Below are 22,440 nucleotides of genomic sequence, written 5' to 3' on the forward strand. Positions count from 1 at the left end.
CGTTCCCGCCCCGCCAGATTCCCAGGGAATAACGGTGTCCGGGTGGTAAAAAGCGTGACCTTTCCCACATTTTCCCCCACAACTTACGGCACCCGGCTTACCTTGCGCTTCCTAAAACAGTTTTGATGTCAGAACGCACCGTTGATTACGTATTTATCGACACCCAGGAAGGCCTGGAACAATTCAAAAGAGACTGCCAGGGCATCACCTGGTTGGGTTTCGACACCGAATTCATCGGGGAAAAACGCTACTTCACGTTGCTCTGCCTCATCCAGGTCAGCTGCGACCGCGGCTACTACCTGATCGATCCCATTTCCATCTCCGATCTCACGCCTTTTCTCGACCTGCTGGCCGACCCAAACATCGTAACCATCACCCACGCCGGAGACAACGACTACCGCCTGCTCTACCAGCAGTACGGCCTGGTCCCCAAAAACCTCTTTGATACGCAGGTGGCAGCGGGCTTCATCGGTCACCGCTACCCCTTGAGCTTCGCCAAATTGGTCGAGGAAGAAACGGGCGATATGCTCGGCAAGGGCTTTGCCGTTACCGATTGGTCCCAGCGCCCCATGAGCCAAAAGCAGATCAAGTACGCCCTCAACGACGTGCTCTACCTGCGCGAGCTCTACGACAAGATCATGGCCAAACTCGCCACAAACGGTCGCCAGGCCTGGGCCCTCGAGGAATGCAACGTCATGGCCGACCCCGCCTACTACTACCGCGACCCCCATCACGAGTTCCTCAACAGCAACCTGGCGCGCTCCAGCCGGTCCAAAGAACGCCTCTTCCTCCTGCGCCTTTTTGAGTGGCGTCGTTCGGTGGCGGAGGAAAAAAACTACAGCAAGGAGATGATCCTGCCCAGCAAAATCATCAGCCAGCTCCTCCGCGGCGTACGCGGGGGGATGGAAGCCATGCTCGAAAACCGTCGCCTGCCCGCCAAGACCATCCAACGCTACGGCCAGATGTTCGTAGATATGTACAACAAGCCGGCCAGCGACGAAGAAAACGCCATCATCAAGAGCGTCCAACGCTCCAGCCAGGAAGAAGAGGAAGACGATATGCTCATCGAGCTGCTCTACCTCATCATGAAGTACCGCGCCTCCGAAGCCGACATCAGCCACGCCCTGGTCATGCCCCGCAACGCCATCAAACGGATGAAGCAGGAACCCGAAGCCCGCGCCGCCATCCTCGGCAGCGGCTGGCGACAGGAACTGCTGGGCGAAGACTTCATCACCTGGATCGAGAACTTCGATCAGCTTACGCTGCGCATTGAGGGCGGGAAAATTGCGTTGGTGCCGGGGGCTTAAGCGCTTTCGCTGTTTTTAGCTCATGGAGTTGCTGGCTGGATCCGGACCTCTGGTCCGGGTGGTTTTTAGCCCATGGAGTTTGCTTCGCAGTATTTCATGCTGCATGGAGTTGGAGCATGGAGTTGCTTGGAGTTTCGCTCAAGGTATTGTCGCGGCTTCAGCCCGACTACCAAGACCGAAGGTCCCTTCTTAGCTCATGGAGTTGCTGGCTGGATCCGGACCTCTGGTCCGGCTGGTTTTAGCCCATGGAGTTGCATGGAGTTGGAGCATGGAGTTTCGCTCAAGGTATTGTCGCGGCTTCAGCCCGACTACCAAGACCGAAGGTCCCTTCTTAGCTCATGGAGTTGCTGGCTGGATCCGGACCTCTGGTCCGGCTGTTTTTGCCCATGGAGTTGCATGGAGTTGGAGCATGGAGTTGCTTGGAGTTTGGCCAGGCCCATCTTAGTCCCTCTTCGTGTCCTTAGTGGTTCAAAAAAAGGAGAGCGAAGCTTCAACAAGTGGTTCAGAAAGCGCAAAATGTGCGGGATGTAGGGTGTCCCTACCCGAATCGTGGATGTTCGGGTGGGGACACCCTCAACCGGGTCTTCCTATTTGAGTTGAGACACCCTCAACCAGGTTTTCCTGCCATACCTTAGTCCCTCTTCGTGCGCTTAGTGGTTCAAAAAGGAGAGCGAAGCTCCCCCAAAGCCTTAGTCCCTCTTCGTGTTCTTAGTGGTTCAAAAAACGGTAGTGCCGTCAGGCACCACCCTTCGCCGCACAACGGCTCAACCAGGGGCCAGGTCCGCCCACAAGCCCAGCAATACCTCTTCCTCCCGTTCCCAGCAAAGCACCTCGGCGGCGCGCAGGCAGTTGGCGCGCAGTTGCTCGTAGGCGGCGGGGTCATTGGCCAGGGTGGCGATGCGTTGGGCCAGGGCGCGGGCGTCGAGTTGGTCCAGCAGAAGGTAGCAGTGGTGCTGGTTTTGGAGGGCGCGGTACTCGGGGAAGTCCATCTGCACGGAGGGGAGACCGGCTTGTACGTAATCCAGGGCTTTGTTGGCCAGGCTGTAGTAGTAGCTGGGGCTTACGGCGTCCAGCAGGTTAAGGCCCAGCCAGGCCTTTCGCGTCAGATCGGGCAATTCCTCCGGAGGGCGAAAGCCGAGGAAACGGACTTTCCCCGGCTCCTCCAAGCGTTCCTGGCACCTGCGTAAAGCGCCCTCTTCCGGACCCTTCCCCACCAGCCACAGTTCGCAGTCGGGCAACCACTGCATGGCCGCGATGGCGACTTCGAGGCCGCGGCCGGGATTGAGCATGCCCTGGTAGAGGATGATTTTTTGGGCGGGCACCGGCGCGGGTTCCCGGTGGCTGCGCAAGGGGAGGTTGCGGACGGTGCCGAAGGGTACACCGTACTCCGCCCCCAGCTTTTCGGCCAGCACCGGCGCGACCGTGTAGCGCAGGTCGGTACGCGGCACCAGCGCCTTGCCCAGGCCCCGCCAGACGCCCCGCACCAGGGGGCGGCCCACCACTTCGGGCGTCTCACTGAACCATTCGTGGGCATCAAAAATGAGCTTGCGGCGGCCGTTCGTCAGGGCTACGCCAGCGGGCAGGGTGTCGAGATCGACGGCGCACAGGGCGTCAAAATCCCAGTGCCGCAGCGTCCGCCACAACTGGTAATTGTAGGCCGCGTAAAAGCGCTTACCGTGGTTGTAGCGGCAACTGATGCGGTACTGCCGGTAGGGTTTTTCCGGCAGCTCCCGGCTGCCCACGCGCAGGCGACCGACCAGCGTGACCTCGTGCCCGGCCTTCACCAGGCTGGTGCAGACCCGGTCCATGCGCTGCTCGTGGCTCAGGTCGTTGGTGACGGTGCAGACGATTTTCATGGCTGGCGGACGTAGCGGCCATCCAGGATGAAGAGGCCTTCGTTGATGAGGTGTTGCACGATGGTTTTCGTGGCCTGGGCCCGCACTGCGCCGTAATTTTTGCAGAGGTCTTCCAGCAGCATATCACCCTCCTGCTCCAGGCGGGCGCGGAGGTCGGCGTAGACTTTTTTGGGCGTCAGGACCTCTTCGCCCGCCGCCAGTTTTGCCCGGCATACGTCGCAAATTCCGCAGTCGAGCGTCGGGTCTTCGCCGAAGTAGCGCAGCAGGTTCAGCGAGCGGCAGCCCGCGCCGTTTTCGACGTAGGCAATCATGGTCTCGATGCGGTGTTGGGCCCGATCGCGCAAAAAATGGTACTGCTTGACGTCTAAATAAAGGCGGTCGGGATCCACGCGATCTTCCAGGAACACCAGCTGCGGCGCTTCCTTGGTGGGGTAGTAGCCGATGATGCCTTCGCTGGCCATCTTGCGGAAGTTGCGCTGGAGGTCTTCGAGGGGGAGGTTCAGGAAGTTGGCCAGTGCGCCTTCCTGGAGGTCGACGGGCTGCAAAAAAGCCCCCTGGCTGGTGCGGAGGATGGATTTGATGAGCTTATCGAGGCCCCGGTTCTTGAGCTGGTAGTCGTAAAGCTGTTCCTTGGTGGCGATGAATTGCAAGCGCGCGGGTTGGTAAATGGCGTCGGTCAGCAGCAAATGCCCCGCCCGTTCCAGGGCCTTGAGCGAAGCCAGGGCGGTGCGCACCTCGAAGCCGAAGCGCTGGACAAAAGCCGTGATGTCGAAGTCGTACGCCACGTCTTTTCCGCCGCCCACGGCCAGTTGCAAGTAGCTGCCCAGGGCGCGGTAGGTGCGGCGGATCTCGGCAATTTCGGGGAAAGATTGCAGAAACTGCTGCCGCAGCCGTTCCCCATCGTGGGGGTGGTAGAGCATGATGGCGTAGGCCAGCTGCCCGTCGCGGCCGCCCCGCCCCGCTTCCTGAAAATAGGCCTCGGGAGAGTCGGGCGGACCGTAGTGGATGACGCTGCGCACGTCGGGCTTATCGATGCCCATGCCGAAGGCGTTGGTGGCTACGATCACGCGCAGCTGCCCCTTGATCCAGGCCTCCTGCCGCCGGTCTTTTTCCTCGGGTTCCAGCCCCGCGTGGTAGCTGGCCGCGCTGATGCCGCGGCGCTGGAGGGAGAGGGCAATTTCTTTGGTCAGGCCCCGGCTGCGGACGTACACGATGCTCGTTCCGGGCACCCCTTCCAGCACCTGCAGCAGTTGTTTTTCCTTGCTTTCGGGGCGGCGCACGACGTAAGCCAGGTTGCTCCGCCCGAAGGATTGTTGGTACACGAAACGGTCTTTGCCGAACTGGAGGTGGTCCTGGATATCCTGCACCACTTCCGGGGTGGCCGTGGCCGTCACGGCAATCACCGGCGCCTCGGGTTGCAGCGCCCGGATCTCGGCAATGCGCAGGTAGGGCGGCCGGAAATCGTAGCCCCACTGGCTGATGCAGTGGGCTTCGTCGACGGCAATGAGCGCTACGTTCATCTTTTCAATCCGGACCCTGGCCAGCTCCGTCAGCAGGCGCTCGGGGCTCAAATACAGGAGTTTCGTGTTGCCGTACACGGCGTTATCGAGGATGCGGTCGATGTCGTCTTTGCGCATCCCGCTGTAGATCGCGTCGGCGATGATGCCGCGCTCGCGCAGTTGCCGCACCTGGTCTTTCATCAGCGCAATGAGGGGGGAAACGACGAGCGTGACGCCCTCCAAAGCCAGCGCGGGCACCTGAAAACAGATGCTTTTGCCGCCGCCGGTGGGCAGCAGGGCCAGCGTATCGCGCCCCGCCAGTACAGCCTCCACGATCTCGGCCTGGCCGGGCCGGAAAGCGGAGTAGCCCCAGTACTTTTTCAGGATCTCGGTAGGCGTCAATTCAGGCAGTTTTATGACGGCAAGGTAAGTAGTTGGGCGCGGACGCAGGTGCAGGGTAGGGGACAAATTAGCGAGGGGAGGGAAAGCCCTTAACTCAACTTTAGTCCTTTAGTAAGACTGCAATGATTGAATTCCGATTGAAGGGGACGAGGCATTCCGGGGTGAGTTGGGGTGATGGACAGACCGGACGCCCGCAGGTCCTCCCACCCCCTTCCGCTCCGCTCCAGGGGCTGGGAGGACGCTACGGGGTCCTGCATAAATCATTGATAATGAGTCTTTTGTATTCGCATAAGTTAGGACCCCGTAGCGTGTCCCGCCCACAAACCAACTCAGATTTACTGCGAAAACTTATGGCGGGAGACCTGCGGGCGTCCGGACTATCTTCTCTTAAAGGTACTTTTCTCCGGAAAATGGCCTTCTCTCGCCAGGAATACCAAAGACTCAATAAGGTCCATTTCCCCGCCACGAGAATTGCCACAGCCACTATCTTTACGCGCTATGAAATCAGCCATCTTCACTTTCCTGCTCTTCCTGGGCGGCTTTACCTTGTTGCCCGGCCAAGACGCGATCGACCGCAGCCTGCCCGAATTTTCCTTCCAGACGCTGGATCTGGCCGGAGAAATGCACTTCCTCGCCTCCGATTTCCTGGCGGGCCGGCGCACGGGCAGCCAGGGCAACGTCATTGCCGGCCAGTACATCGCCTCCCAACTGCGGGCCTACGGCTACGCACCCATCAACGACGGCAGCTACTTCCAGGCCGTGCAGCTGCTGCAAACGGAAAGTCCGGCGACGGGCAGCCTCGAAGTCGGTGACCTCTCCTTCACCCACGGCGAAGAACTCCTCATCATGCGGGGCCCCGCCGCCAGCGCCGCCACTGGCGTCGTCTTTGCCAATTACGGTTGGGTAGACGAAGCAACGAACCACGACGACTTTGCCAACATCGACGTGAAGGGCAAAATCATCATCACCCGCGCGGGCATTCCGGGCGACGTAGGGCAATCGGGCATCTTCCGCGGCGTGCGCGAGAAAGCCGAGATTGCGGCGGCCCGCGGGGCCGTTGGCATCTTCGAAATTTACGCCATGCCTTTCCCCTGGAACAGCTTTAAGGGCTACTTCGGCGGTGAGCGGATTGGTCTTGACGACGGGAGTCCCGGAGCCTCCATCCCCTACGGCTTCGTGCGGGTGGGCGACGAGTTGCTCACCGCCCTCCAGGGAAAAAAGAATGGCCTGAAAGGAAAAATGACCAGCAGTGGCATCCGCTCCACCAAACTCGAAAGCTTCAACGTCGGGGGGATCCTCGAAGGGGCCGACCCGGAGTTGAAAGACGAATACATGATCATGACGGCGCACTTCGACCACGTTGGCGTGGGATCGCAGGGTGGCGGTGCCTTCACGGAGCAGGACAGCATCTTCAACGGTGCGCGGGACAATGCTTTCGGGACCATCTCACTGCTGGCCGCAGCCCGCGCCTTCGCGGAGAAAAAGCCCCGGCGTTCCATCATCATCCTGGCCGTAACGGGCGAAGAGTTGGGCCTGCTGGGCAGCCGCTACTACGCCGAGCATCCCCTGGTGCCCCTGGAAAAAACCGTCTTCAACTTCAACACCGACGGCGCGGGCTACGACGACAAAACGGGCATCTCCCTCATCGGGGCCAACCGTACGGGGATTGACGAGCAGGTGCGGATCGCCGCCGAAGTCTTCGGTAAAAAAGTGATCAGCGACCCCGCGCCCGAGCAAGGCCTCTTTGACCGTTCGGACAACGTCAGCTTTGCCGCCAAAGGCATTCCGGCGCTCAATTTCTCTCCCGGCATCACGGGCTTCAGCGACGAGCTGTTCAAGTACTACCACCAGGTCACCGACAACCCGGAGACCATCGATATGGTCTACCTGCGGGAATACTGCCAGATCTTCACCCTTGCCGCGCGCCTGATTGCCAACCGGGATACCCGGCCCGTCTGGGTAGCCGGAGACAAGTACGAAGCGGCTGGATTGGAGCTGTATAAGGAGCGGTAGACTGGGCCAGGGCTAACGCATCATTGAAATACTTAAATTATAAGTGTTTTAAAAACAGACGGTTGTGTTTTTGAAGTAGAATCTCAAGTAGTGTTTGCCCCACCTGATTTTACCTCTCCCCCGTCCCCTCTCCAGAGGCTTATCTTGGCACAGTTTCAAATGTAAGTTAACATGCAACAAAACCTATCATTCGGCTGGGCGTCAACAGAGTTTAGCGTTCCAATTCCAAGGTGTCGTCCCCAGATGAATGGCACCCTGGCCAAAGCAGCTATGCTGCTTCATGACAATCCTCATACTTCTTTCAGTATGGCCTGCGGAAAGAGCCGGCGGATAGTCTCGCGTGTTCTTGGCGATCAGCGTCTCAGTTCTGAAACGCTCTTGACCGGTCATCGCGATGCAACACTAGGTCGGATTAAAGGAGATCCTGATACTGATTTTTTGATCCCCACCGATACGGTTTTCTTCACCTTTCCTGGTCATCGAAAAACAGAGGGTCTTAATCCCATTCAAGGCAAAGTCCCTGGTATTGTGCAGCACAACGTTATGGTTCTCAATGCCCGCACTGGGGTTTGTCACGGGGTTCCGGTGGCACATAACTGGACCCGAGGCGGGCATCAGGATACTTGGGAGGTCGAATCCGACAAATGGTTTGTGGGTCTCGATTACGCTAACGAGTTGGCCGCTGAGATGCCCGATAAGAGATTCACCGTTGTTAACGACCGGGAAAGTGATATCCTCGGCTTGTTCAAAGCTGCTCGGCTGCCCAATGTCCATTTGATTAACCGTGTTCATCAGCCTCGCCGCTACGAATTAATCAGTGCCGAACAGCAGGCTACCGGCGAACGCGTGATCGGCTACCTGTCTGAAATGGCTCGAAACCTTCCCATCATAGGCATTGAAGAAGTGAGCATTTACCGGGAGAATCGCCGCGTTAGGATTACCCTTGAGATGAGTGCCGCCCCAATCAGGATTCATCCGGATAAACATCGGAGTGAGAGACTGCATTCCGCAGAGGGGCTCAATTTGGTAGTAGCACGCGAAATCGCTTCGATTACAGAAGGAGGTGAGGATGTTTTTAAACCTGAAGGGGCTTCGGAGTGGCTTTTAGTAACGAGCCTGCCGGTATCTAACCTGGAGGAGGTTCGGTTTGTAGTCCGCTCTTATAGCCTGCGTTGGCGGATCGAGCGACTGCATTACACGATGAAAAGCGGAGCTCTAAACTCAGAGTGGTTACAGTTTGATGATGTCCGAACTCTTTGTAATGGGTTGATCCTTAATACAGTAGTCGCATGGAAAATACTTTGTCTGGTTTATGAGGCGAGACAGGAGGAGGTCCAGGCTAGACATTGTTTGGATGACTTGGAGCTCACCATCTTATCAACAGCTATGGGGCATCCGGTCATATCCTTGAAAGAAGCCTGCCTAGCCATTGGCAGTCTGGTGAAGTTTGAGCCAACCAAAGCACAGCCTTACCCCGGAATCAAGGTGATTACCAAGGGCATGTACAAGCTAAAGGTGATGTGTGAAACCTACGAAATGTTTATAAAACCCCAAACTGTGCCAAGATAAGCTCCAGAGGAGAGGGGGGACCCTCTCTGGTCTTTTTCCTGTTGGAGGGCAATATTTACTGTTCCCAGAGCGAAGTAGGAAAACACTATTCCTACAGACCGATGCAGGTACATAGCTAACTGAAAATCAAACACTTAAAGCAAGGAAATCATGGCTCCCGGGTCACCCCTCTCCCATGGGGAGGGGCCGGGGGAGGGGTCTCAAAACCAGCTCATAACCAATATTTTAAGTGAGAAAAAGTGCAATTCTATTGTACACTATCGCATTATGTGGCGAAACGCTTTGCAATCATGGAGAAAATACACATTACGCTAAGTTGTGATGCGTTAGCCCTGAGGCTGGGGGATAGTGCCCCGCCGGTGAATAGTGCAGTAGTGGTGTTGAAACAGGCAGAGTCCGAGGCCGTGGCTTTGCGCTATTGTTAAATCTTCCGTCTATGAAGCCTTACTACACTTACCAGGACATCGTTGCGCTGGAATTCCCCCCGGTGATCGTCTACGCCGTGCCGGTGATGCTGTTTTTCACCATTTTGGAGTGGTTCCTGCGCCGGCGGGAGTACCGCCACCACCTGGAAGAGGCTTTGGCCAGCGGGCAAGACCCGTCCGTGGCCGCCAAGCACCGCTACGACGTGAAAGATGGATTGGCGGCCGCTGGCGTCGGCGTCGGCAACCTCGTCAGTACGGCAATGGTGAAGGCCCTGACTTTCGGCTTCATTCTATTCTTTTACAACCTGACCCCGCTTTACATCCCGACAGCGCCGTGGAGCTTTGTGCTGTGCTTTTTTGTGGTCGATTTCTGCAACTACTGGGCCCACCGCATCGCCCACGAGCAGCGCTTCTGGTGGGCGACGCACGTTACGCACCACAGTTCCGAGCAATACAATTTCTCCGTCACCTTCCGTCTCTCGTGGACGCAGCACATCAAGGTGATCTTTTTTATTCCCGCCGGGCTGCTCGGTTTTGATCCCTTCGTGTTTTTCATCTGTATGCAGCTGGGCGTACTGTACCAGTTCTGGATCCATACCGAACTGATTGGTAAGCTCTGGTGGCCCATCGAATACTTTTTTGTTACCCCCAGTCACCACCGGGTGCACCACGGGACCGACGAAAAATACCTCGACAAAAACTACGGCGCGGCCTTCATCATCTGGGACCGGATCTTCGGCACCTTCGCCGCCGAGGAGGAAACGCCGAATTACGGCATCCTCAAGCCCGTCAACAGCTACAACCCCGTCAAGCTCGTATTCCACGAACACGTTGACATCCTGCGCGATCTGGCCAAGTACCGCCATCCCGTAGCCTGGTGGCGCATCCTCTTTCACGGCCCGGGTTTGGTGTTGGATAAGGAGAAGCATTATGGGTTTTATCGCCGTAAGAAGGCTGTTGCGCCGGGTCGGGAACTTGGGGAGCGGGTAGGGTAGGAGAGGGCTCAGCGGTGGAGATTACCTGGATATTCGCCCAATGATTAAGCCACTGCAATGCAGTCATCTTGTATAGGCTGTTCCATCGGTCTTAAAGGGTCCCCTCGCGCAACGAAAACGAGGGGATGAATCCTCCGGGTCTGGGTCCAAGGTATCCCATCGGCCAGCGTGCGCCTATTTTGGGAGGAGAAAATTTGCTACTGCTGGAGCCAGCGCAAGGGAACATCCTAGTTCTATGCACTTAATGCACTATGCACTACTGCACTATGAACTACAGAACTACAGAACTACCAAACTACCGAACTACCGAACTACCGAACTACCGAACTATCCCCTCGCCCTTGGAAAATTCCTCCCCCGTGCCCTATCTTCCACCCGGTGAAACCTTTCGCCTATTTCCTACCGCACCACCCCACCTGCCCGAAACCCGCTTCGACGCATGGACGGCGAAGCCGTGTTGGGGGGAGGACATATCATCGCCCTGGAAAATATTTTTTGCTGAGGGGTAGAAATTTATGGGAGTAGACTTACCTTGTGTTTGAACAAGCGCCAAATGCGGTGCTTTACACCCACCCTTCATCACTGTTTTGCCACCCACTTACTCTAACGCGGTATCGACGTGCGCTACATGCAGGAGCTGCTCGGCCACAAAGACATCAAGACTATCCTGCTCTATACCCACGTTTCTGGATCAGCACCTGCGCAGCATCGTCAGCCCCCTGGATGACCTCCTGGGCGGCGAAAAGCGCAATTGAGATACAGGACTGTTGCGGGTATAAGGTAGTTATGTGCAACGAGAAAAAGATGAAAATCATACTATCCTTAATAATAGCTTGTATTTCAATTACTGCTTATTCACAATCGAATATGGAATTAACAAAGTCGCTGATTAATAAATATATTGAAGAACTTAATTTAATTAGAGGCGATAAAAACCTATTGAAGGAATATAGATTTACTAATGACAAATCAAATCATTTTGAACGACTTAGGATAAACATAGCATTGTTTAACGATTTCAAGCAAACTGATTTTTGGATATCTAAATATTTATTTGAGCAAGAATCAATTTGGAGAAAATCAGAGATTGACTACGATAACGAAGATGTTGACAATTTGTACTTCTCAGCACTATTAGTTTCCAAGTATCAAAAACCAGAAATGGTAATTAAGTTCTTTGAAACAAAAATGATAGACTTTGACTCATCTATTGGATTTGACGGAGAATTTCTTTTATCAAGCGGAAAAGAAGAGACCTTCAAATATTTATCAGAATCAGGAAGTGAAATAGTAAATAAAATTTATAAGCACATTGGAAATTCAATCGAAAATTGTGGTTATAAAGATGATGACTTAAAAGTTTGGAGAGACTTTAAATATCAATACTTTAAAGACTATATTCTGCCAATTGAAGACCCTATGTGGTTTCTCTACTCAATGAATGAAAAAGAACTTCTTAAAGCTAATTTTCAAAGTTGGATAGATTCAAATAATGAATGGAGTGAAAGTAAGATATATCGTTTCAGAACATTCTCAGAGTATCTTGATGATCGTGAGAGTCATATCAAATCTCTAAAAATGATATTGAAGCACAATAATGAACCAGAAAATGGAGAATCATATTGGGCAAAGAAACTTAGAGAAGTAGAATCAAGAAATGAAAAATAAACGCAGCACATAACAATGCATACCTGTCCATGCTCCGCGAAGCTCCGCACGGCAGGTATACGAGCCGTTCTGTGAAATACACTAACGCGACCACTATAGATTATGACTAAAATCTATGATTTTGAGACTGTATTCGAGAAAAATGTAAAAACAGTCTGTTGAAGACCAATTATTGTGTAGAACAAAAAATTTGACCTATGAAAATCCATAAAGACTATATTGAGCACTACAGGGGTAAATCAAAATTACTGGCAGATAATATAGGTAATTTAAGATATGATGCATTATCGGATTTAATTGAAAAAATCACAAATAAGCTTTACGAAGATGGTTTAGCTGATAAAAAGAGGAGAAGAGTAAAGTTGGCAAGTACTCTTTTTAACGCATCAAAATTGATTAACGAAGGTAAAGTTGAGATAGAAGAATCTTGGCGAATTTCAAAACCATTTATATCGGACTATGAATAATAAAGAAAATCAAATCTATTCGCCAAATGTTGTGTTTGTTAGAGATGTGTCAAAAGAAGTACTTATAGATTCAGTTGTATCGTGTTTTGGAATAAGAAAAATTACTCCAACGGATATCAATGGATTCGACACAAAGCAATTTTCTTTTGGGTTAGCAGAAGTAGGTAGTTGGTGGGGAATAATGGATAATATTTATTATTCGCTGTACAACCACAAAAATTATCTGTCGTTTATTCGCTTATTAGGAGATGAGAAGGAAGTGATTCAAATAGCCATTGGTGATATTGACTTTTCATATGAAATACGTTTTTATAAAAGTGGTGAATTGAAAAGAGAACTAATTGCATCAAATACTTCTTGCAAAAAAGATGAAGTTAAAACAGAATTAAATTACGGGAAAGCACTAAAGGGAGAAAAATATCCAATAGATTACCCTCAGATGTTTTCGATTTTAAGATATTCTGGATTAGATATAAAGCGAGCAGATTTACGTTATTATGAGTATAGTATTTCTTAGTAAATTTATTGTGAAATGAATACTATACCGAAGGATGTTCTAGAATTTCTAAAAGAAAAAAGTAGTATTGCTTTTTCTACCTATGTAGTGAATGAACTTAAAAAACTTGATGTCGGGGGGTATTTTATCCAGTACTGTAGATCAATAGTGTACAATTCAATCGGAGATATTAAAAGGTTTAAAAGGATAAGAGAAATAGACGATCCAAGAGATGTTATTTCTTTAGGAGATGAGGAAGATGGAATGTTTCATTGGTATAGTATTCCGTTATCTAAGATTAGTGAATTTGAAAGAGAGAAAGTGTGGTATATAACTAAACGATTGCAAGAAGATATACCGATTGAAATCTATAATGACAATTCTGGGGAATCTATTGGCGAAACAATAAATAAATTGAAAAATATTGATGACGAAGGTTTTTCAGTTGAAGAGTTGAGAAGAGTTTTTGGTCGTAAATATTCAGAGTTGCCCTCCGCATATCTGGAGTTTCTCAAGCAAATGGGCAAAAGGAATAATGTATTTGTTGGAATAGATCATTCTCCATTTGAATTGAGATCATACAAAGAAAGTGCATACGCTAGTCAATATTTTGAGCCTATATGGGATGAAGTAAGAAAAGAATTAAACAATTATTTTATCTTCTTAAGTAGCCAAGGATGCTCGTGGTTCATGTTTAAGAAGGATCCAAGAGATAATAATCCTGAGATTTTCTTATTAACAGAAAGTAGTTTAGATGTTAAATCTATTTATCCTACGTTTATTGACATGTTGAGGACTTTGACAAAAAAATAAATTCACAGAACAATGCGCCACCGTGAACCCCGCTTGGGCGGGGCTGCGTTGGCGCTCCTGTTAGCCACCAGCCCCCCTCTCAATCGTAATAAACGACCCGCGGCACAAGTTGCTCCCCAAATCTCCCCCAAGCCCCAGCAGCTTTCCGCTGGAGAAGTATGGGCCAAAGCGTGATTGGCCATAGTTTTGTGCCAGAAGATTTGGATGGGTGGAGAGGATGGCATAGATTTGGCCAGTGTCTAACAACGGCTATGCGGCAAGCCTCCCATTCGGTTGGGTGTGCGCGTAGCCTGGACGTTGTCGGTAATTCAACATGAAGCATAGGTATTTAACAATTGATGGCGAACTGGGAGGCACCGGTGTTAGAGACGAGTTCAAAGGATTCATTGAATTGGATAAGATTCCGCTATCAAATGGTTTAAAGAAGCAAATCACGGAATGGGTTGATCAGTATCCTTCAAGTGTAATTGGCCGTAACCTTCCAAGCAACAACGAAATTTCTCAGTATGATATTAAAGGCATTGAATTGATGAGATTGATTTCCATTGAACTTGGTCCTGAATACAAACTCAGGTATTATTCCGATCTCAAATGCAAGGAGTTAAAAGAAATCAAAGGTGGTACAATAATAGAATTATAACTACCGACAACACAGGCTACAGGCCATGTAGCTTGCCCCCTATCAATCGAACTTTTCTGCAGCTCCGCTGAAAGTTGGTTGGTAAAAATAATAATTTTGATTTTTGCCCCCTCAGAGCGTGAGCGTCTTTTGTTGTTTAGAGGCTTCTGCCTTCGGCTTGCTTCGCCCTTCCGTTTCCTGTTTGCAGTGCGTATCCCCAGCTTCGCTACTGATCAGCCCTGGCGCGTTCCTTATCAGATACCGCGCCTTCCCATTGTGCCTCAATTTACCGCCATCTCTGTACGAAGCTAAAAAATCACCCCTCCCCAACATCTAGTAAATCTTAAAATCCTATAAATCCTAATTCAGACAAAAAACTAACGGCAATTATTAGTCTGAACTTTGCTCCTCAAGATTTGACTATGGTAGCTGCGAAGCACAACCCGGTACCGCGCCAAATTCCATCTCTCCATCCACTCAGAAAAACCATTATCTTAGCCGCACGACAGCAGCGCGTCCTACTTCTCTTCACAACCAATTCCTCCTGTTCCATAAATTATAAAATATGAGGTATTTGTTAATTTTATTAATTGGGTTGGCGGGCTGTTCAACAGGGCTTTGTGGGCAAATCGTTCTGGATTCGCTGTCGTATACAGTTGGGAAAAGTTGTTCGGATGAATTTGTTCATACAGTATTCGTTGAATTTGATGCCACGGAAGCCGATTCCATTGAGTTCATCTATCTTTCTATAGGAGGCGCAGACGAGAAGGTTGAGACAAAATTTATACTTTTAGAGCCAAAAATTGATAATGACAGAGTCTTCATTTCAAAACATGAAGGAACGCCTTTTCGATACAGGTTCTTAATTAAAGCACTGTTATTGCCTGCAAAAATTAAAGAATTAGGACACATACGATTGTACGTCTCTGACACATCGTACAAGTATTCCAATACTCTCCTAAAAGAGGTGAGGCCGAAAAATAAAAAATAAGTAAAGTTTCTCAAGTCATTGTAATGACTTTCAAAGTGCAGTGAAAAATTAATTTGGTGTTCTTGTCATAGTTAAATAAGCGCAATGATTTTATCAATTAAAACTGTAGTTTTTGTACTTTGCAACCTTAGTGCTTTCATTATACTGAGATACGCTTCTATATTTACTTTTGTTTTGTATAGACTTGGGCCGCATGCTGAGTACAGTGTATGGGATTACGTGCCCGCATTTTTACTGCAGCTTGCAGTCCTTATATTCTTCCTCACAAAGAAGGAATGGTGTTGGGGCGCAGTTTTATCTATTATTATCGTATCTTTGCTTTTCTTTGGCAGACATTTTAATGTTGTATCTAATTCGTTGGTTCCTAGTTAGTCTGTTGGTTCTTGCCCATTGATCAGTCCTTCCAAACTAAGATTTATTGGTATAGCAGTCACATTTTGTCTGAATTAGGATCTTAAAGATTTTAAGATTAAAAGATGAGCCGCGTTTGCATATCATAGCCTTCCCTTGCGGCCCCGATCTGCTGCCATCCCTCTCCCGCAGACAAAAAGCCACCCTCCCCTTAAATCCTGCAAATCTTCAGATCCTATAAATCCTAATTCAGACAAGAAAGCAGCGGCAACATATGCCTCATATTTTTTCTCAATTAGGCAAACGGCTAAAAACATTATAAATACTCGCATATGTTTAACAATAAACTACTTATGAAGAAAATTTTGTTGATTTATTGTGTATTTCTGGCTGGTTGTTTTAGCCAGGAGAAACCTGACTTTGACCAGTCAGGTTATTTTTATCGCGTAAGCGAGAATGGCCATAGCTATTTTGATAAATTGCTAATAGTTCGTGATAGTATACTGCTTATTATGGATTATTCAAATGGTTCGCCATGGGTGTACATTGATTACCAATTAACAAAAAATGGATACCAAACGACTGATGGTAGTTTCAAATTGCATTTTTCGGATAATTCCCTTTGTGTATTTGCGAGTGACAATAGGGAAGAGTGCTTTGTTAAACTTGAAAATACTCAAAATATAATCTCCGACACTGCGAAATTTGAACTCCTACTTATTAAAGAGTTCCTTGAAAAGGAAAACGGAGTTTTAGATAGTGCGGAATATGAACAAGTAACGGATTGGCTATTCATGACAGTTTTTGGGAAAAAGATCAAAATAAATAATAGGACAACGGAAAATGGTCCTTTGGAGATAGGAAATTGTGTAGGATGTCACTAAGGTTATTGTAGCCTTGGCGAATAATCCCCTCCCTCACTCCCCCCCAGCCACCCCCAAAAAATCCATCTCCGTCGGAAACTCCGCCACAAACGCCCGGTAGGCCCAAACCTCCCGGGCAATGGTCGCGCGGTCGTGGGCATTGGTGATGTGGCGGCCGATGTCTTCGGCCAGGGCCTGGATTTCCTCCCGCAGGGCCGCCTCCACCGCTGGCTCACTCTGCGCCAGGCTGAGGAGTTGGAAGAGCATTTTCATCAGTTTGCGGCTCACCACCACGTCGGCGCGGCAGTAGGTGCGCAGGTGCGAGAGGGTGTCGTTCAGGATTGCCGGTAAGTCCTTGTTGGTGAACCACACTGCCCCACCTTTTTCCGCAGCGTAATGGTTGGGGATGGGCGTGCCGAGCAGGTGGCCGAGCATGCCGTGGATGCGGTCGATGGCATCCAGTGCCGTACCGGGGTCGTTGATGCCGGGCGACATCGCCTTCATCGCAATCTCCACCAACAGCCGGAGGGTGGGTAAGTACCAGTCGTCAAATTTCTGGGTGATGGGCGCTACGGCGGAGAGAACTTTTTGTACCTCCTCTTCCTTCAGCACCCGCTGGCTCTGGAACAAGGGATGGCCCTTGGGCAGGTATTCACCCTTGGCCGTACTGAGATAAAACTGGGTCTCGTACTTGGCCGCCAGCTCGGAGAGGCGCGAGAAATTGACCGTCCCGATGAACCCGTCAATGGGGGAGGGGACGACGTACCAATTGCCGAGGTCAGCGGGCAAGGTCTTTACCGCGTAGCCCTCCCGGGCCTGGTCGGCGTCGATGAAATCCAAGCCCAGTTGGTGGATTTTCCGGATCAGGTTATCGACCTGAATTTTTCGCGATACCGTGGTGACGAAGTAAATGAATATCCCCAGGCTGGCAATCCCCAGCACAATACAGATGAGCACCGAAAGATTGGGCACGTAACCGTCGTCGTTGCCCCGGATGCTGAGCAGCACAATCAAGGTCAGGATGATGGTGCCCAGGTAAAAGCCCATCGTGAACTGCAGGGAGCGGTCACCCGTAAAAAAGGGCAACAGGCGCGGACTGTAGCTGTTGGCCACCTGATTAAACAGGTTCATCAGCTGGGTGAAGGTGAAGACCACCAGGGTGATCAAGCCACCGATGAACAGGCCCAGGATGTTGCGGGCCGTCTCCTGACTGCTGACCATTACAGCCGGAAAAGACTCGGTAATCTTGGCGCTGATGTCCGTATTCGTCTCGAAATAGTACAGCCCGATCCCGATCACCATGCCGGCAAACATCATAGGGGCCGGCAGGAAGGCGACGCTGCGGCCCAAATTTTTGATCCAACCCAGGACCCAGCGGGAATAATCTTGCATACGGGGGGTAAATAAAGGCAATTATGCCACCCCTACAAGCCCAAAGCGGACTTATCTGTTCAGATCCAGGAATACGCCGGCGGAAAAAACGGGCGCAGCGGCGATGACCCGACCACTGAGCGCCGTGGCAGCGCCCGCGCTCAAGCCCAGTTTGGGGGTGAGGTAATAGTTCACCTCTCCGCCCAGGCTCAGGAACTCCGCATTGTTGCTGAAGATGCTGGTGGAGCTGGTGGTAGCAGCCGTATCGCCGTTGAGCAAAGATTTGCTGCCGGTCAATCGGCCAATCAGCCAAAGTTTGCGGCCCACGAAAGCGTAGCCACCTTCCAGTCCGTAGCGGAACTCATCGCTGAATCCTTGGGTGCGGTTGTTGAAGCCAACGTTGGCGGCAAGGAAGGCATTAGCCCCCAGGCTTTTGCCCGCCGCGATGCTCAGCATCTGGTTAAATTCGCCGTCGCCCGTTTGGAGGTTGCCCTGCTCCCCACCGGCGTCTTCGCCCAGGGGGATGCCCAGCGTGAGGGTGGCGGAGATGGGTACGGCCGAGCCCGGTTTGTTGAGCGCGTAGCGGAGGGCCAGGTCGGCATCGCCAATGCCATTGATGGCGTCGCCGGGGGTGATGACGTTGCCGCGGGTGCCCGAAATCTGGGCGTTGATCGTACTCCGGCTCAGTAGGGGGAGGTTGACAATGCCCGTCAGGCGGTCGGTCAGGCCATACTCTGCGTAGAGGGTGGTGTTGTACAATCCCAGGGTCGCATTGGGGTCCAGTTCACCGGTGCTGGTGTAGTGTTGGTCAAAACGCAACCACCATTCGTACAACTTCAGGTAGGCCGCTCCCTTCTGCCGGGGCCAGGGACTAGCCACCAGTGACAAACTAAAGAGCAAAAAGAACAGGACGGAGCAAACGTAGCGCATACGAGGGGGAGTGTAAAAAGGACACCAACGAAGGTAAGCCCCGGGGCCTTCCGCCCCTAACGTTTAGCGCCCAACTGTAAGCTTTGCGATAGTTCCCAGGGCGCCGTATCCACTAGATCAAGTGCTGCTCCAGTTGGAGGAGTATAACTCCTGAGCCAAAGCAGACCTGTATCCGTTCAAAAAAGTGGGGGGGCCACAGGATATTACCCCTCCCCCGGCCCCTCCCCGCAGGCGGAGGGGTGACCTTCTCTTGTCATTTTTCGTGCTTGAGGAAAATATTTTTAGTACCCAGAGTGAAGGAGGTAGGCACTATTTATGCAAAGATAGTTAACGCACAATCTGATGAAAATCAATATTTTAAACAAAATAAATCATGGCTCCTGGGCATCCCTCCCACATGGGACCGGCGAAGCCAGCCGCCTAGCGCACGGGACTGGGGAGGGGTCTTACAACCAACTGAAAATCCAAAATGAGACCCTGGAAGCATCCATTGAAAAGTAGCTGGTTCATTCCCCACAATTCAGACACAAGTAAACGTAGCCCCCGCCCCCCCCCACTTTTTGAACGAATACGCAGACCTTCCCTAAGTCGACCAATCTACCCCAAAAAAAAGCGGCCTCCCGATGGGGAAGCCGCCACGTATAAAGCTTAAAGTCGATCATGCCAATGCCAAAGACAAGCGGGGAGAAGGTTGGTGGCGCGGTTAAGAAATTCATTGTGCCCTTCTTACCGGGAGGCCAAAACACTGTGCTCTTCCGTTTGCTGGTACAAACATACGCGGGCGGGTATGAAATCAAGATGCGAAGTCTAAGCCGCATTGTTAACCCAAATCTGGACGGCCTTCACGGCAAATCGCAGGATCCGAAGCACAAAATTTTGCTTTTCGATTCGTGGCGAAGTTTGTGGAATTTTTTCTTGGTTAGGTCCAACTTAAATTTGGAAAGCGTCCAGCTGTTTCCTCCGCAACATGTTACGTCCAAGCATTTTCGGCCTGCGAATTTTTCCTTTCCGGATCTAGCTTAGGTGGGGGCCTCTCCTTGCTCTCGAAGCGACTGCTCCCCCCTTCGGGGGGGCGGGGGGGAGCACCTGCGGCCGCGCCCAAAGTACCCGAAAGGCTGCCAACTACCTGACCGTGAAGTGCCGTACGAGGCGCTGCCCGGCATCATCGACGACCGTAATGCTGTGCTGACCCGGCGTGGTGCGAACCGAAAGGGAGTGAAAAGTCTCGGTGGTGGCCAGGTACTGCTCGTCGAGGTGCCAGTGGACCTTCGCCTGGTCGTCCGGGTGGGCCAGTTCAAAATAGATGCCTTCTTCGGCGCCGGTCCAGTTTTTGCTCGGGCTCAGCGCGCCATCCTGGTGGGGATAGAGGAAGGCCATGGCGCCGCCGGGTGCGCGTGGGTTGCCGCCGCAGTCGGGGTGCAGTGGCGGCAGCGCTTGGTAGTCGCTGTGTTTGCGGCGGTAGAACCAGGCCTGGCGGGCGGGCAGTTCAAACCAGGTGGTGGGACTGGCGGGGCCCGGACCGCAGTCTTGCCGCACTTGCCACTGCCCGGAGGGTTCCAGAAAAATGCGCTGGTGGTAGTTGCAAACGGCCCCGCGTTCGGCGTTGCGGGCCAGCCATTCTTCCTGGGTGGGGCAATCGGGACCGGCCAGGAAGCCGCTTTGCTGGCAGGTGGTGGCCAAAATCAGGTCGTCGAAGGGTGCTTCAAACCAGTTGGGGCCCGCATCTGGGCGCTCTTCGAGCAGGCGCAGGATGCGAAAAAGCAGGGGAGCGGCCGCGCCCACGCCCACCAGTCCGGCGCGGCCCTCGCCGTCGGCGTTGCCGTTCCAGACGCCCACCACGTACTCGGGCGTGCAGCCCACCGCCCAGGCGTCGCGGTAGCCAAAACTGGTGCCCGTTTTCCAGGCCACGGGCCGGTGGGAGCTGAAGCGTTCCATGCCGCCGGTTTCGTTGGGGCGGTTCAGTTCCAGCATGGCCTGGAGGGTTTTCCAGCCCGCCCCCGCGCCAATGGCCCCGGCGTTGCGGCTCAGTTCCGCCAGCGGCGCGCGGCGTTCGGCATCCAGCAGGGTGGGGGGCAGGAAGTCGGCCCGGGCGTACTGCCCCTGCCGCTCGTAGTAGTAGCGCTGCTGCCGCGCGATGCCCAAAAACCAGGTCGTGATTTCTTCCAGGGTCACCTCGCCGCCGCCCAGAATGAGCGACAGGCCGTAGTGGTCGGGCGGCTGGCTGATTTGCCGGAATCCGTATTCGCGCAGCGCCGCGTGGAAGCGCGGGACGCCGTATTCGCGCAGCAAAAAGACGAAGGGGATGTTGAGCGAGCGCGCCAGCGCTTCGTCGGCAGGCACCGCGCCGTCGAACTCATTGTAAAAATTGGCGGGCTGGAAATCGTTGAAACTCGTCGGCACGTCGGCCATCAACTGCCGCGCGGCCAGGCGGCCTTCTTCCTGTGCCAGGGCGTACAAAATGGGTTTCAGCAAACTGCCCGAGCTGCGGGGGGCCGTGACGATATCGACATCGGGCGCGAACGCAGGTGCAAGGTTGGGGACATTACCGACGTAAGCCAGGACCCGCCCGGTGGCCACCTCCGTGATCGTGGCGGCAACGTTGTGGACCTCATTGCCCACCAGCCGGTCGTGGTGGCGCTCGACCAGGTCATTGAGCCGTTGCTGGAGATTGGCCTCCAGGCTGCTGGTGTAGCGCCCGGCGCCGTACTGAATGCGGAGTCGTTCGAGGAGGTGGTCGGCCGACCGGGGCAGGGGATAAGGCGCGTCGGGCAGGGGTTCGAGCTTGGCGAGGTCGGCGCTCTCCCGGTCGAGATAGCCGGCTTCCGCAAGGTCGTCGAGCAGACCGTCCCGCTTTTCCTGCAGGGCGGTGCGCGAGCGGCCGGGGTGGATGAGGCCGGGACTGTTGGGCAAGACGGCCAGCGTCGCCGCTTCGCCCCAGCTGAGGTTGGCCGGCGAGCGACCGTAATAGCGCCGGGTGGCGGCTTCGGCCCCGACGGCATTGCCCCCGAACGGCGCGTTGGCCAGCCAGAAGTCCAGAATTTCTTCCTTGGAATAGCGCACCTCCAGCCGCGTGGCCCAGATGCCCTCAATGAGCTTTTGCCAGAGGGTCCGCGGTCGGTTGCCGCGGGCCATGCGCGCTACCTGCATCGTCAGCGTAGACGCTCCGGATACGACCCGGCCGGCCCGCCAGTTATCGCGTACCGCCCGGACAATGCCGGCCACGCTGATGCCCCAGTGCCGGTGAAAACGCCGGTCTTCGTAGACGATCACGGCCGTGGCCAGTTTCGGGGAAATGCTGTCCGCCGCCGGCATCCGCCACTGCCCGTCTTCGGCAATCCGGGCGCTGAGCAGTTCCCCCTCCGTACTGAGCAGCTCCGTGGAAAGTGGTGCCCGAAACAAGGGATTCGGCAGGCAAAACAGCCAATAACCGAAGCCGAACAACAGCAGAAAAGCAGCCAGGATTTTTGCGCGAAAACGCATGGGGATGGTTTAGGGGGGCAAAGATACGGGAGGGAGGGTGGGGGATTGCTCTGGTCTTTTTTCATTTATAAGGAGTGTTTTTTAGGTGCGGGTGGTACCCCTCCCCCGGCTTATTTCTGGGGCCCCTACCCCAGAAAACGCGTCCACAGGGGAGGGGTGACCCAAGGGATTGATTGTCAGTTTTTTAGGTTGGATTTTTGGAAGGAGGTAGCTTTTTGCTATCGCTTTCCCCGTCATTCATCATTCGCGTAGAATGAGAGACTTTTGAGCGGAAACTCTAGCGGCTAAAAAACATTCCTTTAACGTCAAAAGAATGGTGCTTGGG

The 22,440-nt window shown here is 52.9% G+C and carries 16 protein-coding genes; 11 read left to right on the forward strand and 5 right to left on the reverse strand.

What is annotated here, in order from left to right; genetic code table 11:
* The first annotated feature begins 125 nt into the window (after nucleotides 1-125).
* Nucleotides 126-1,307, forward strand: a complete 1,182-nt coding sequence (locus H9S92_RS14370) for a ribonuclease D (RefSeq protein WP_187467391.1) — start codon at nucleotides 126-128, stop codon at nucleotides 1,305-1,307.
* A gap of 764 nt (nucleotides 1,308-2,071) precedes the next feature.
* Here the strand turns inward: H9S92_RS14370 and H9S92_RS14375 are convergent.
* Nucleotides 2,072-3,163: a glycosyltransferase family 4 protein gene (locus H9S92_RS14375; protein WP_187467392.1), complete on the reverse strand. Its 1,092-nt coding sequence runs from the start codon at nucleotides 3,161-3,163 to the stop codon at nucleotides 2,072-2,074.
* On the reverse strand, nucleotides 3,160-5,064 hold the full coding sequence (locus H9S92_RS14380; RefSeq protein ID WP_187467393.1) for a RecQ family ATP-dependent DNA helicase: 1,905 nt from the start codon (nucleotides 5,062-5,064) through the stop codon (nucleotides 3,160-3,162). The genes H9S92_RS14375 and H9S92_RS14380 overlap by 4 nt, the downstream gene beginning before the upstream one ends.
* Before the next feature lie 498 nt (nucleotides 5,065-5,562).
* Here H9S92_RS14380 and H9S92_RS14385 point away from each other — a divergent pair, with 498 nt between their 5' ends.
* The 10 genes from H9S92_RS14385 to H9S92_RS14430 all read left to right on the forward strand — a co-directional run bounded on the left by H9S92_RS14385 (nucleotide 5,563) and on the right by H9S92_RS14430 (nucleotide 16,355).
* A complete protein-coding gene (locus H9S92_RS14385; protein ID WP_187467394.1) occupies nucleotides 5,563-7,077 on the forward strand; it encodes a M28 family peptidase in 1,515 nt (504 codons plus the stop codon).
* A gap of 171 nt (nucleotides 7,078-7,248) precedes the next feature.
* Entirely contained in the window at nucleotides 7,249-8,646 is a 1,398-nt protein-coding gene (locus H9S92_RS14390; protein ID WP_187467395.1) for an IS4 family transposase, read from the forward strand.
* Nucleotides 8,647-9,082: 436 nt separating this feature from the next.
* Nucleotides 9,083-10,066 carry a sterol desaturase family protein gene (locus H9S92_RS14395; protein WP_187467396.1) on the forward strand — a complete coding sequence of 328 codons (984 nt, stop codon included), beginning with the start codon at nucleotides 9,083-9,085 and terminating at the stop codon, nucleotides 10,064-10,066.
* A gap of 804 nt (nucleotides 10,067-10,870) precedes the next feature.
* The gene (locus H9S92_RS14400; protein WP_222936116.1) at nucleotides 10,871-11,734 is read left to right on the forward strand and encodes a hypothetical protein; all 864 of its coding nucleotides are present in this window, start codon (nucleotides 10,871-10,873) and stop codon (nucleotides 11,732-11,734) included.
* Between the two features lie 197 nt (nucleotides 11,735-11,931).
* Nucleotides 11,932-12,201, forward strand: a complete 270-nt coding sequence (locus H9S92_RS14405; RefSeq protein WP_187467398.1) for a hypothetical protein — start codon at nucleotides 11,932-11,934, stop codon at nucleotides 12,199-12,201.
* Nucleotides 12,194-12,718, forward strand: coding sequence for a hypothetical protein (locus H9S92_RS14410; RefSeq protein ID WP_187467399.1), 525 nt, complete (start codon nucleotides 12,194-12,196; stop codon nucleotides 12,716-12,718). Before H9S92_RS14405 ends, H9S92_RS14410 begins: the two co-directional genes overlap by 8 nt.
* A 15-nt stretch (nucleotides 12,719-12,733) precedes the next feature.
* Nucleotides 12,734-13,510 carry an SMI1/KNR4 family protein gene (locus tag H9S92_RS14415; RefSeq protein ID WP_187467400.1) on the forward strand — a complete coding sequence of 259 codons (777 nt, stop codon included), beginning with the start codon at nucleotides 12,734-12,736 and terminating at the stop codon, nucleotides 13,508-13,510.
* Nucleotides 13,511-13,823: 313 nt separating this feature from the next.
* Nucleotides 13,824-14,150, forward strand: a complete 327-nt coding sequence (locus H9S92_RS14420) for a hypothetical protein (protein ID WP_187467401.1) — start codon at nucleotides 13,824-13,826, stop codon at nucleotides 14,148-14,150.
* Nucleotides 14,151-14,694: 544 nt separating this feature from the next.
* Nucleotides 14,695-15,120, forward strand: a complete 426-nt coding sequence (locus tag H9S92_RS14425; RefSeq protein ID WP_187467402.1) for a hypothetical protein — start codon at nucleotides 14,695-14,697, stop codon at nucleotides 15,118-15,120.
* 683 nt (nucleotides 15,121-15,803) lie between these two features.
* A complete protein-coding gene (locus H9S92_RS14430; RefSeq protein ID WP_187467403.1) occupies nucleotides 15,804-16,355 on the forward strand; it encodes a hypothetical protein in 552 nt (183 codons plus the stop codon).
* A gap of 33 nt (nucleotides 16,356-16,388) precedes the next feature.
* Here the strand turns inward: H9S92_RS14430 and H9S92_RS14435 are convergent, their stop codons facing one another.
* The 3 genes from H9S92_RS14435 to pbpC form a co-directional block, all read right to left on the reverse strand.
* Entirely contained in the window at nucleotides 16,389-17,726 is a 1,338-nt protein-coding gene (locus tag H9S92_RS14435) for a DUF2254 domain-containing protein (RefSeq protein ID WP_187467404.1), read from the reverse strand.
* Nucleotides 17,727-17,777: 51 nt separating this feature from the next.
* Nucleotides 17,778-18,635: a hypothetical protein gene (locus H9S92_RS14440; protein ID WP_187467405.1), complete on the reverse strand. Its 858-nt coding sequence runs from the start codon at nucleotides 18,633-18,635 to the stop codon at nucleotides 17,778-17,780.
* Between the two features lie 1,122 nt (nucleotides 18,636-19,757).
* Nucleotides 19,758-22,115 (reverse strand): penicillin-binding protein 1C, encoded by a 2,358-nt coding sequence (gene pbpC, locus H9S92_RS14445; protein WP_246463882.1) that lies wholly within the window; start codon nucleotides 22,113-22,115, stop codon nucleotides 19,758-19,760.
* Nucleotides 22,116-22,440 lie beyond the last annotated feature (325 nt).

Source organism: Neolewinella lacunae, assembly GCF_014349155.1.
Taxonomy (GTDB): Bacteria; Bacteroidota; Bacteroidia; order Chitinophagales; family Saprospiraceae; genus Neolewinella; species Neolewinella lacunae.

What these genes read in the sequence shown, in the direction of transcription:
- H9S92_RS14425 (WP_187467402.1), top strand. Translation starts at nt 14,695, where the DNA reads ATGAGGTATTTGTTAATTTTATTAATTGGGTTGGCGGGCTGTTCAACA.
- H9S92_RS14395 (WP_187467396.1), top strand. Translation starts at nt 9,083, where the DNA reads ATGAAGCCTTACTACACTTACCAGGACATCGTTGCGCTGGAATTCCCC.
- H9S92_RS14415 (WP_187467400.1), top strand. Translation starts at nt 12,734, where the DNA reads ATGAATACTATACCGAAGGATGTTCTAGAATTTCTAAAAGAAAAAAGT.
- H9S92_RS14405 (WP_187467398.1), top strand. Translation starts at nt 11,932, where the DNA reads ATGAAAATCCATAAAGACTATATTGAGCACTACAGGGGTAAATCAAAA.
- H9S92_RS14430 (WP_187467403.1), top strand. Translation starts at nt 15,804, where the DNA reads ATGTTTAACAATAAACTACTTATGAAGAAAATTTTGTTGATTTATTGT.
- pbpC (WP_246463882.1), bottom strand. Translation starts at nt 22,115, where the DNA reads ATGCGTTTTCGCGCAAAAATCCTGGCTGCTTTTCTGCTGTTGTTCGGC.
- H9S92_RS14370 (WP_187467391.1), top strand. Translation starts at nt 126, where the DNA reads ATGTCAGAACGCACCGTTGATTACGTATTTATCGACACCCAGGAAGGC.
- H9S92_RS14410 (WP_187467399.1), top strand. Translation starts at nt 12,194, where the DNA reads ATGAATAATAAAGAAAATCAAATCTATTCGCCAAATGTTGTGTTTGTT.
- H9S92_RS14435 (WP_187467404.1), bottom strand. Translation starts at nt 17,726, where the DNA reads ATGCAAGATTATTCCCGCTGGGTCCTGGGTTGGATCAAAAATTTGGGC.
- H9S92_RS14375 (WP_187467392.1), bottom strand. Translation starts at nt 3,163, where the DNA reads ATGAAAATCGTCTGCACCGTCACCAACGACCTGAGCCACGAGCAGCGC.
- H9S92_RS14390 (WP_187467395.1), top strand. Translation starts at nt 7,249, where the DNA reads ATGCAACAAAACCTATCATTCGGCTGGGCGTCAACAGAGTTTAGCGTT.
- H9S92_RS14400 (WP_222936116.1), top strand. Translation starts at nt 10,871, where the DNA reads ATGAAAATCATACTATCCTTAATAATAGCTTGTATTTCAATTACTGCT.
- H9S92_RS14420 (WP_187467401.1), top strand. Translation starts at nt 13,824, where the DNA reads ATGAAGCATAGGTATTTAACAATTGATGGCGAACTGGGAGGCACCGGT.
- H9S92_RS14385 (WP_187467394.1), top strand. Translation starts at nt 5,563, where the DNA reads ATGAAATCAGCCATCTTCACTTTCCTGCTCTTCCTGGGCGGCTTTACC.
- H9S92_RS14440 (WP_187467405.1), bottom strand. Translation starts at nt 18,635, where the DNA reads ATGCGCTACGTTTGCTCCGTCCTGTTCTTTTTGCTCTTTAGTTTGTCA.